Source organism: Ideonella sp. FW305-24, assembly GCF_058788035.1.
The window spans coordinates 1-9,730 of the sequence record NZ_JBYTAI010000019.1 but is presented as its reverse complement, the minus strand read 5'-3'; the positions used below and the strand labels follow the sequence as shown (position 1 = coordinate 9,730).

The following is a 9,730-nucleotide window of genomic DNA, read 5'->3' as shown; positions in this document are numbered from 1 at the left end:
CGGGAATAGCTCAGTTGGTAGAGCGCAACCTTGCCAAGGTTGAGGTCGCGAGTTCGAGTCTCGTTTCCCGCTCCAAACACCAAACGGGGGTGCCTTCGGGCTGCTTCCGGCGTCAGGTGAAAGCCTGATGATCCCAAGCGGGAATAGCTCAGTTGGTAGAGCGCAACCTTGCCAAGGTTGAGGTCGCGAGTTCGAGTCTCGTTTCCCGCTCCAAAATCTGAAAAGCCGCTGCATCCTGTGCAGCGGCTTTTTTGTTGGTGCCGCAGCAGCGGTGCCAATCGCGCCCGCGATAATTCGGCGCGCGCCCGGATGGCGAAATCGGTAGACGCAGCGGACTTAAAAGCGAATGCGTTAAAAAAACGATCCGAAAAAAGTCAATGGCATCAACACTTTAGATGTTGACAGCCTCTTCAGAGCGACTTACACATTGGTTGCACATTCTGAGGAGGTGACCGATGTCCGACGAGAAGTCCGTTGAAAAGCACACGCTGCTGGATGGAAAGCTCCACGTCTACCGACGTGCCAATAGCAGTCACTGGCAGTGCTCCACCTACCTGGGTGGCAGGAACATTCGCGCGACGACCAAGGAGGAGTCCCTGGCGTTGGCCATCGAGTACGCGCGCGAGTGGTACCTAGAGCGCTACGTCGAGGACAAGCGGCAGCGGCGTGACATGGCCACCGCCCGGATGGACGGAACCGTCCAGATGCCTGTCGGAACCGACACGCCGACGGACCGTCGGCGCCGGCGTACGCCTGCAGGCCCTACGTTCGGCCAGGCAGCCCAGGCGTTTCTCGATGAGTACGGCATCATCACGTTGGGCGAACGAAATGCTCGCTACGTGAAGCAGAAGGGCGATCAAGCGCGTTTGCACCTGCTTCCGTTCTTCGGCGCGGACAAGCCCATTGCGCAAATTACTTCCGGCCGCATTCAGGAATATCGGGTTCACCGCCAAACCTCACGGGTGGACCCGGAGACTGGCGAGCCAAAGCGTCCCGCGCGCAGCACGCTGCACAGCGAAACGGTGACGCTACGCCAGATCCTGAAAACGGCTGTACGCAAGGGCTGGATTCCTTCGCTGCCCGATATGTCGGTGGCCTATCGGTCTTCAAACAAGATATCTCACCGTGCCTGGTTTTCGCCCGCTGAGTACAAGTTGCTCTACGAAGCCACCAGGGACCGGGCAAAGAAGCCGAAGAAGCCGCGCTGGCGTGCAGTCAGCGAACAGTTTCACGACTATATTCTTTTCATGGTAAATACCGGCCTTCGGCCGGATGAAGCTTCGCGACTCGAAGATCGCGATGTCCGGGTTATCCGTGACGAGGCCACCAATGAACGTATTTTAGAAATTGAAGTTCGCGGGAAACGGGGCATTGGCTTCTGTAAAAGCATGCCTGGCGCAGTCCTTCCGTTTCAACGCGTAAAGCAGCGCAAGAAACTAAAGCCGACGGACTTGGTGTTCGGCAAGGTGCAGCGCGAAATCTTCAATGCGGTTTTAAGCGAACTGGGCCTGAAACATGACCGGGAGGGAAATGTTCGCACAGCCTACAGTCTCCGCCATACCTATATCTGCATGCGCCTCATGGAAGGCGCGGATATCTACCAAATTGCAAAAAACTGCCGTACCAGCGTCGAGATGATCGAGAAATATTATGCTTCGCACATTTCATCGATGCTCGACGCTTCGGCCATCAATGTACGAAAACCAAAGCTCACTCGCAAAAATAACACTACTGCGTCAACCTGATAATGGACAGATTCATTTGATTTGTGATATTGCCATTTCCTTCGCTGCGGGCGTGGTGAAATGGTAGACACAAAGGACTTAAAATTCTTGTCGAGCAATCGAATGCCGGTTCGAGTCCGGCCGCCCGCACCAACTATTCCTCGGCGTGAAGGCCAGGCACCGGAGGCGCGCGTCCTTGCGGTACACTCCCGCCCGTGCCTCGATGGTGAAATTGGTAGACACAGCGGACTTAAGTCAAAAATTTGAGCATCCGGGACGGAAACGCCCGGCATGAATCCCGTCAAAGTCGGTGAACCCCCTGGACGCGCTCCGAGGCAACGCCGAGCCAAGCCCCGCAAGGGGAAGGTGTAGAGAGTGGACGGCGGGGGCCTACCGCGCAGCTTTGCGTCATGGCCAAGGCGCATTCCAGACCCCAAACGCAGCCGTGAGGCAGCGGCGGCGAAAGCCGTAGCAGGCAAGAAAATCCGCCGCTTACCCGTGAGGGGGCGTACCGGTTCGACCCCGGTTCGAGGCACCACTCACTTCATTTTGACCGCGTCGCGGTCACCCTTGGCGAAGCGAACGCTTTCGCCCAACACTTGCTGCTGGGCATGATCGGCACCGCTCATGGCAGCTGCAGGGAAGCACAGACTGTACGGGCTGTGCGGTTGCATCGGCGTCTCAAACGGGACGCGCAATTCCCTCTTGTTCAAGTGCCCCGAAGTGCCTTGAGCATCATTGCTCAATTGAAGTTGGCGCGCGAAGACAGATGGTTGCCCGCGCGCACTGCACTTCCTTCTTTAATCCCTAAATTTACTGATGCGGCTTCGCTGAAAACAGTGAATCGTGCCGCCGTCATCGGCCTGTCTTCTGCCTATGCTCGTATGCAGTTGTTCTCAGCCTCTTGCCTACCGACGAAAAGGAGCGTGCCCCATGGCGGTACTGGACTTGCAATACAACTTTTCCAGCCTCTCTCTGAGAGATTTGCTTGAGGCGCGCGATGCTTACCATTTTCATTTACTGAGCAAGGCAAATGTCGTCGGCACCGCCGTCGGCTTCTATTTGATTCGCAAGGACGAACCATGGCCGTCCAAGGCCGGTGAGGGAAAATCTCCGAAAACCAAGCTCAAGACCGCTCGCACTCTCGAAAATTCCGAGGTGCGAGACTATTCCTGGCCGTGTGTGCTTGCCTTCGTGCACACCTGGGCCGTCGAAGAAGCATTTAGCTTTGACGGCCAATATGATCCCTCCCAAATTGTTCCGAAGACGCTCTACCTACCCGATGGCCGTGCCATTCCAGTCTGCACGGTGGAAGTCGGTAATTTCGACGCTACTCCGATTGAACCGTTCGTGGACGGCCCGCGGCCGTCGTTTCCCCTTGGCGGAGGATGCCCAATCATTGTCGAGCGACAGGGCGTTAGACGCATAGCTACGGCAGGGTGCCTGGTCACGGACGGCAACACCACATTTGCCTTGACGGCGCGACATGCGAGCGGCGAGCAGGGCAACGTCATCCACAGCATGCTCCGCGAGGGGGAGTCGCGCATTGGTACGAGTTCCGGGCGCTATCTGACACGGCTGCCGTTCAGTGAGGTCTATCCGGAGTATCCGGGTCGTCGAACCTTTGCCGCCTTGGATGTCGGCTTGGTCGAGATCGATCAACTCGCTGATTGGACCAGCAACACCTATGCGCTGCCGCCGCTGGGGCAGCCGGCCGACGTGCATGAAGGCAACCTCTCCCTTCGGTTCATCGATCAGCCAGTGATTGGCTACGGCGCCGCATCGGGCCTGCTGCACGGGTCGCTCAAAGCGCTGTTCTATCGGCACCGTTCGGTCGGTGGGTTCGACTACGTGGCGGACTTCCTTATCGCGCCGAGCGATGGCGCTCAGACAAGACCTGGCGACTCTGGCATGGTTTGGCATCTCGATGTCACACCCGACGCCAGAACGAAGCCTGATCGACCGTTGAGTCAGCGCGACCTGCGACCCTTGGCGGTCGAGTGGGGTGGCCAACTCTTGGGTGATTCGGTCACGAAGGCAACCTTTGCTGTCGCGTCCAGCTTGAGCACCGTGTGTCGACAGCTCGATGTGGAACTGGTCAGCGATGTCGGGCGCGGCGTGTCTGGCTACTGGGGCCGCACGGGCCACTACAGCATCGCAGCACTCGCCATCTCGCACATTCGGCATCCAAAGCTGAAGGAGCTCATGGCTGCTAACGCTTCGCTCCTGAGCTTTGATCTTCTCAAGATCGAAGAGCGCGGTTTCGATGCCTCCGTCGGGAAACTCAGCGCCGCCGACGAGTTCGTGCCGCTGGCCGACGTGCCCGACGAGATTTGGAAGAAACGACCAAAGAATGCCGGCGGCCGCACGGGAGGGCGGGATACTTCAGGCGGTAGGCAAAGCAACGGGCCGGAGCACCCCACCCACTACGCCGACATCGATGTGATCTATGTACCGCACCGGAAAAGTTTGCGGGAGCTGTGTCGCTCTCAGCCCTCCACCTACTTGAAGGTCGAGGCATGGCGGGAATACTACGACGCCATGACGACCGCGGCTCGCGCGGCCGGCAGAGACGATGAGGCCAAGCAATATGCCAACCCGTTGAAGCAAGGCTTGTTGCCGTTTCGCCTCTGGCAATTTTTTGACGCCCTGGTGGGCTTCGTCAAGGATGGGGACATCGAAGGCTTTGTGACTGCTGGCGGCATTGCTGCCCACTACATGGGTGACGCTTCGCAGCCGCTTCACGGCTCGATCCTGGCCGACGGCGACAAGAACCGGCCGGGACCGCGAATCGACTCGTCAACCGGCGAGGCCATGCCATACGGGGACGGAGTCCACAGCGCGTACGAAACGCAGATGGTCTCTCGCTTCGCAGCGAAGTTGCTGCCCACCGCAAGCAAGACATTGGCTGGCCTTACTCACCCACCACTCTGTGAAAGCGGCGCGCAAGTGGCTCGGGCAGTGATCGAGCTGATGCACGAGGTTGCGGTCGCCGTGCCGCCGGAGCAGATTCTCGACGTTTACGAAAATGCCGGTGGTGGAACACGCGTCGCGACGCTGGAAGCCATGAACGAAGCATTGGGAGATGCTACGGCGGGACTTCTCGCCCAGGGCGCTCGATACTTGGCGCTGCTTTGGGACTCCGCATGGGCGGTTGGTCTTGCAGCCGGGGGCGTTGAAAGTGATGTGGTGGAACTGGATCCGAAGGCAGTCCGGGCCCGGTATATCGAGTCGACCTTCATCCCCTCGCTGACGCTGGACGAGATCAAGCCGGTGCTGGACAAATCGAGACCGGGGCCCGAGAAGTGGCGGCCGGTATAACCGATGTACCCCGCTCATCGCGGCGGCCCGCGCAACGCTGCAATGAGCCGCGCCAGCGCGCCGATCAGCGTCGCCATGCCTGGATCAATAACGCGTAGTCGTTCAAATCTTTCATGTTGTCCTCCTATAGCCCTGCGCGGGATGCGCAGTGGCTGAGGACGCCCTGTGACGACGGGCTCTTTGCCCGCAGATCAAGGCCTACACCGGCGATCCGGGGAAAGGTGCGCACGCGAAGCACGGAAGCGCATCGCCTTGCCGGCGGGTAAGCCATCGGCTCTTCCTTCGTCCACGCATCGGCCTGTATTGGGCAGTGCTCTGCCTTACGGCGTCAGGTACGAGTCCAGTGAGAAATAAAAGACAATTCCAATAAAATGGTTATTTCTTGCACGAAAGGACTCATGGTTACACTTCAGCAATGGCAGAAGACGAAACTCCAGAACTCGTGCTCAGAAGGGCGGCTGAGGCCGCTGTTCGGATGCTGCCGGCCATGGAAATGGAGCTGGCGAACCGAATGAAAGCGGTAGAGGACTTGAACAGGAGGATCACACAGCTACGAAATTTGGCCTCGCTCTTCGAGGCGGAGCCAAATATCGAGGTTGAGCGATCGATGCAGCAGGCAATCGATCACGTCCTCATCACCGCAGGGCCAATGCGTGTCGGTGATTTGCGCGAGCAACTTCAGCCGTTCATTGGTCGTGCTATCGCGGAGTCCACGCTTTACAGCTACCTCAGCAAAGGGAAGATCGAGGGACGCTATGCGAATGAAAATAATCGCTGGTCGCTCGTCCGACCGAGGATGAGGCAACGCGTGACGTCAGAAGGTACGACGTCGGGATAGAAAGGGCGAAGCCCATCATGCCGGCAAGCAATGATGGGCTTCAATTTTCGCAATCAAGCGGGTAGCACCACATAGATCGCATGCTGAGCGATCAGAGAGGCCAACTGGATGACTAGCAATCACCGCAAGTCGATAAGGCTCTGACCACACAGGTGTGCCGACGATGCCGGTACACCTGTGAAGTCTACGGATGCATTCAGCTTTCGTCAACGAAGGCTGCCTTACCTTTACTTCATAGGAGGTTTCGCAATGAAACCCAAATCTGAGTCCACGTCAAAAAGCGTGGCAACCAAAGCGGCCAAGCTGTTGGCCAGCCCAAAGACCCCAGCAATCGTGAAAAGTGTGGCGGCTTCAGCTCTCACGCAAAAGATCGCATCCAAGAAGAAGGGGGGCTGACATGGCGCTCTTCTTCGTCGACTATGACCTCCGCAAGCAGCACGACTACAGCAAGCTGATCAATGAACTGACTCGACTTGGTGCAAAGCGCTTGCTCAAGTCGAGTTGGTGCCTCACGATCAACAACAGTGCAGAGCAGGTGCGGGACCATCTGATGCAGTTCATCGATGCAGATGATGGCCTTTGGGTGGCGCAGATCAGCGACTGGGCAACTTTCAAGACCACGACTACGCCAAAACAGCTGGCAGCTGCGTAAGCGACGTTGCCACGACACGCGCGGCGGGCCGAAAATCGGTCCGCCGTTTTTGTTGATATCAGGGCCGGGCATGCGGCTGCGTGGTGGCTCCAGATTCGCATGGGCGCATTGGTGGATCATCATCGCCCCGCAGCCATGCAGCCTTCTAGGCCATCTTGGCTTCGCCTACCGCGGCGGCCCCCGTAGTGCCACAACGAGTTGCGCCAAGGCACCAATCAGTGTCGCCATTGCCTGAATCAGTAACGCGTAGTCGTTCAAATCCTTCATGTTGTCCTCCTATCGCCTCGCGCGGGATGCGCAGTGGCTGAGGAAGTCCTATGACGACGGATCTTTTGCTCGCAGGTCAAGGCCAACGCCCGGAGTCCCGGGGGAAGCTGCACACGCGAAGCACGGAAGCGCATCGCCTTGCCGGCGGGCAAGCCGTCGGCTCTTCGTTCCTCCAGCCATCTGCCTTCCTGCGGTCGGGGAGAAGGAGGCGTCTGAATGGGCATCGGTATCGCTGATTGATACAGCTACAGAGAGCAATATATGTCCCCCGGCGCAGCCGGGCTGCGCGCTCGTGCTGCGCATCAAGCCGCCTGCTGCGTCTCGCCCCTGCGGCTTCCATCGCTGACACCTCCGGCCCGGCGCTCCGCGTCCGGCGTGTGCGGGGTCCGAGTCTTTGCGGGTCGGCGGTCTATGAACTTAATTTTGTCGTGCGAATGCCGATGACTCTAATAGACCAGAGGTTTTTCCCGCTTGTTCCTTCGATCAAGGCAACAGGATGGCGGGAAGATCTGGTCCATGGCTGCAAGGTTCACGGGCAATGTAGAAGGGGCGCGCAATGAAGCACTTCTTTCTGTTTCTCGCTTTGGCCAGCGATCAGGCGCTGAAGCTGCTGCAATGGTGGCTGGATCTTCCTGGGCTTCCGTTGGGAGGTGATGGGTTCAAGCAACTGGGCGTGTTGGTCGCGACCGGCATCCTGATTGATCAGATCTGGGACCGAGCACGACCCGCAGACAGATCTAAGGCGCTCTGGCGGTTCCTTCTGCAATGGCGAGGGGATCGGAAGGCTCTCTGGATTGAGGCGCCGAGCTACGTGGGTGTTGATCGCAGGTCTCGCACCGTTGATCGACGTGGTTCCCGGCTGGGAGGGCGGCGCTGCACCGACTCGCGCGGTGCGGCCGCAGTTGTGGGCGAACCATCGTAGCTGGGCACGCGCCTCTTCCCTTCGGCTTCCATCGCTGACGCTTTCGGCCCGGCGTTTCACACCCGGCCTGCGCGCCTGCCCGGGTGCGGGGCACCTGCCTACCGGCGGCTCAAGGTGCGCTTTCACGCACCATGCTGTCCAACATCTGCAGCGCTGTGGCTTCCATGTCGTCGGAATCCAGGCTGACATTGTTCAGCATGACGACCGTTTCACCCGTCGCCAGCAGGCCGTAGGCCAGGGTCCGAAATCCCAGGCTCGCGCCCGTGTCCGCCATCACGATGCGGTCGGCTCCGCCGAGCTTCACGGTGTTCACGCGTCCGCCCAGCGCGTAGCGGCGTTCGGGAAAGCGCACCCGAAGCAGTTCGGCCTGGCTGGCCTGGGACAGCACTCGATTGCTGCGCACGCCGTCCAGCAGCATGAAAAGGTCCGCGGCGTCGGTGTAGTACCCGCCGATCATGGCCATGAACGCCGGAATGCCAATGATGACCGGTGGGCTGGACCGATCTGCCGAGCGATAGCTTTGCGCCACGTGGAGGCCCGGCGGATTCAGCCCCGAAAAGACGCCGCTGTTGGCGAGCTTCAGCGGTGCAAAGATCAGCTCGCGGGCGATTTCGGGATAGCTCTTGCCAGTCACCCGCTCCACGATCTGCTGAACGATGAGCCAGTTCGAATGCGAGTACTCCCACTGCGATCCGGGCTTGAATCGCAGGTCGCCGCTGGCATACCGACGCACGGCTTCCGCCAGGTCGATGGGCGCCTTGTAGAGGTCAAGATTGGCCTCCAGGGCGGGGATGATCTGGTTGGGCAGCCCGCTGGCGTGGCTCATCAGATGTTCCAGCGTGAGGACGCTGCCGGTATCCCGGCGGTAGCCCGGGAGATAGGTCGAAATGGGCGCACGCAGCGTCAGGCTGCCACCATCGACCAGTCTCATGACGACCAACGCCGCAATCCATTTCGAGACGGAGCCGCCTTCGAACACTGACGTGATCGACATGTCGATCTTGGCGGCGAAGTCGGAAAGGCCAAACGCCTCTTGGTAGAGCACCTGCTCGCCGATACCGGCGAGGATCACTCCGTTGAAATTGCTCTCAGCGGCGAAGTCTCGCGCCGCTTTGCGCAACCCGTCACCGCTGGGCGACGGGGATGCCAGCAACCGAGTGGAGAGCAACGCGGCACCGCTTGCGAGCCACTCACGTCGGTTCTTGTGGTGTATCGATTTCATGCCTGGGCCTTCCAGAGGATGTCTACCGTTCCATCGCGCGTCGTGTGACGCGGCTCTGACTCTAGAAGGCCAGTCACTGCCTCGGCAGCGGAATGCGATGAACTGCAGAACCGGGCTGACCGTGCGATGGGGGTGGCGGACGAATGGGCGCAGCCAATGAATCGTCTGGTCAAGCGTGCCCTGTTGGATGCCCGTTTTGTGTCGACCCTGTTGCGCTGGGCTGGGATGACCTGTGCGAAGCGTCTCCCAGGCTTTTCTTGTGTCCCCCGGCCAAGCCGGGTCGCGCTCTCGTGCTGCGCATCGAGCCGCCTGCTGCGTCTCGCCCCTTCGGCTTCCATCGCTGACACCTCCGACCCGGCGCTTGACGCGCCCGGCCTGCGCGCTGGCGCTTGCCCGACAAACGCCTGCGCCATCGGAACAGCCTGCGGCTGATCCGATGGCGCTTCATACCGGGATCCGCGGAACCCAAACAGAGCCGGATGCCATCAACGGCACCTGGCAACCTAAGGAGAGTTCGATGTTCTGCAGAAGGGGCAGCGGTCGCTAGGCTGCCGGGGCCAGCATGAAGCGCGATCCATCGGCTGCCGTCAACCAATGATGGCCCCCCTGAATGTCATAGGACGCCTTCGAGCCAGCGCCGAAGCCCGCCGTTTTCGCCGACATGCAGTCGTCAACCTAACGGATGCGATGGGCCGCTGGCGGCGTTTGGTGATGTCCCAGGACGTGGTGTAAGTCTCTGAGTGAAGGTGGCCAGCGAGAGAGGGGGGCCATCGTGAAGTACCCG

Annotated in this window: 7 protein-coding genes and 2 tRNA genes; 8 read left to right on the top strand and 1 reads right to left on the bottom strand. The window is 59.8% G+C overall.

The window, feature by feature from the left end:
- The first annotated feature begins 137 nt into the window (after window positions 1-137).
- From AC3WR5_RS30715 to AC3WR5_RS30680, 8 genes are all read left to right on the top strand, one after another.
- A tRNA-Gly gene (locus AC3WR5_RS30715) sits at window positions 138-213 on the top strand.
- Between the two features lie 242 nt (window positions 214-455).
- Window positions 456-1,745, top strand: coding sequence for a tyrosine-type recombinase/integrase (locus tag AC3WR5_RS30710; RefSeq protein ID WP_492489474.1), 1,290 nt, complete (start codon window positions 456-458; stop codon window positions 1,743-1,745).
- 46 nt (window positions 1,746-1,791) lie between these two features.
- Window positions 1,792-1,877 (top strand) — tRNA-Leu (locus AC3WR5_RS30705).
- Window positions 1,878-2,657: 780 nt separating this feature from the next.
- The gene (locus AC3WR5_RS30700) at window positions 2,658-5,045 is read left to right on the top strand and encodes a phospholipase C/P1 nuclease family protein (RefSeq protein ID WP_492489473.1); all 2,388 of its coding nucleotides are present in this window, start codon (window positions 2,658-2,660) and stop codon (window positions 5,043-5,045) included.
- A gap of 415 nt (window positions 5,046-5,460) precedes the next feature.
- Window positions 5,461-5,883, top strand: coding sequence for a hypothetical protein (locus tag AC3WR5_RS30695; protein ID WP_492489471.1), 423 nt, complete (start codon window positions 5,461-5,463; stop codon window positions 5,881-5,883).
- A gap of 249 nt (window positions 5,884-6,132) precedes the next feature.
- Complete coding sequence (locus tag AC3WR5_RS30690; protein WP_492489470.1) at window positions 6,133-6,279, top strand: hypothetical protein; 147 nt, start codon at window positions 6,133-6,135, stop codon at window positions 6,277-6,279.
- Between the two features lies 1 nt (window position 6,280).
- The gene (locus AC3WR5_RS30685; RefSeq protein ID WP_492489468.1) at window positions 6,281-6,535 is read left to right on the top strand and encodes a hypothetical protein; all 255 of its coding nucleotides are present in this window, start codon (window positions 6,281-6,283) and stop codon (window positions 6,533-6,535) included.
- Between the two features lie 823 nt (window positions 6,536-7,358).
- On the top strand, window positions 7,359-7,724 hold the full coding sequence (locus tag AC3WR5_RS30680) for a hypothetical protein (protein WP_492489466.1): 366 nt from the start codon (window positions 7,359-7,361) through the stop codon (window positions 7,722-7,724).
- A 109-nt stretch (window positions 7,725-7,833) separates the two neighbouring features.
- On the opposite strand, the gene AC3WR5_RS30675 is transcribed toward AC3WR5_RS30680, so the two are convergent.
- The gene (locus AC3WR5_RS30675) at window positions 7,834-8,946 is read right to left on the bottom strand and encodes a serine hydrolase domain-containing protein (RefSeq protein WP_492489465.1); all 1,113 of its coding nucleotides are present in this window, start codon (window positions 8,944-8,946) and stop codon (window positions 7,834-7,836) included.
- Between the last annotated feature and the right edge of the window lie 784 nt (window positions 8,947-9,730).